The organism is Brunnivagina elsteri CCALA 953, assembly GCF_002289455.1.
Taxonomy (GTDB): Bacteria; Cyanobacteriota; Cyanobacteriia; order Cyanobacteriales; family Nostocaceae; genus Brunnivagina; species Brunnivagina elsteri.
Genome location: NZ_NTFS01000794.1, coordinates 1 through 1,071 on the forward strand (window position 1 = coordinate 1; position 1,071 = coordinate 1,071).

The window sequence follows — 1,071 nt, forward strand, 5'->3', positions numbered from 1 at the left end:
AATCAAGCACCAGTTAATCAACCACCAGTTAATCAACCACCAGTTAATCAACAACCAGTTAATCAACCACCAGTTAATCAACCACCAGTTAATCAACAACCAGTTAATCAACAAGACTTAACCCAAGTATGGCGACAAGTGCTTTCTCACCTCGAACCAGTGTCGAGACGGGAACTGTTGCGCCAAATGTGTCATGTCATCGAGCTTCAAGAAAAAACAGCGCGACTTGGCATCAAACAAGCTTGGTTCAAACGAGTTCAGGCTGACTTACCGATAATTACGGCAGCATTTCGATCGGCTTTCCAGCGCGAAATTAGAGTAGATTTGGAGGTGGCAAGTTCTATTCACCCTAAACAGGCGAGTGGAGATAAGTCTCAGCAAAACGGCTCCACTCGCCAAACACCTCCAAACTCTTTTGCTGCCACTCCTAGCCCTGCTGTACCACCGACAACACCAGCAACTCCACAACCAATACCAGAATCCCCTCCACCTGCTAATCAGCCAAACCAGCCAAACCAGCAAGTAACACTAAATAATCAATCTTCTGTTCCTAATAATGTCGCGAATAACGGCAATGGAAATGGAAATAATTATGCAAATACTAACGGGAATGGGAGTAATGGAAATGGAACTAATGGAAATGGAGCTAATTATGCGAATAATTATGTAAATAACAACGGGAATGGGAGTAATGGAAATGGAAGTAATGGAAATGGAAGTAATGGGAATGGGAGTAATGGAAATGGAAGTAATGGAAATGGAAGTAACGGGAATGGGAGTAATGGAAATGGAAGTAATGGAAATGGAAGTAATGGAAATGGAAGTAATGGGGTACAAAATGGTTCAATTTCCGAGGCTCAACCCCAGGTAAACATTGCGCCAATTACGCCAATTGAACCTGAACCTATTATTAGCGATGCGATCGCAGAAAAACTTTTACATGCGGCTGAACGCTTGGCAGATTTTTTTGATGGGAAAGTAATCGGTTTTAGCGAGGATGATTCAGGATTTGGCGATTTTGGTACATCACCTGAAGTGATGGAAGTGGTTGATGGGGATGAGGATTAGGAA

At 42.9% G+C, this 1,071-nt stretch carries 1 pseudogene; it reads left to right on the forward strand.

Going from position 1 to position 1,071, the window contains the following annotated elements:
• Positions 1–1,068: pseudogene (locus CK510_RS32245) on the forward strand (hypothetical protein); the annotation flags it as partial.
• Between the last annotated feature and the right edge of the window lie 3 nt (positions 1,069–1,071).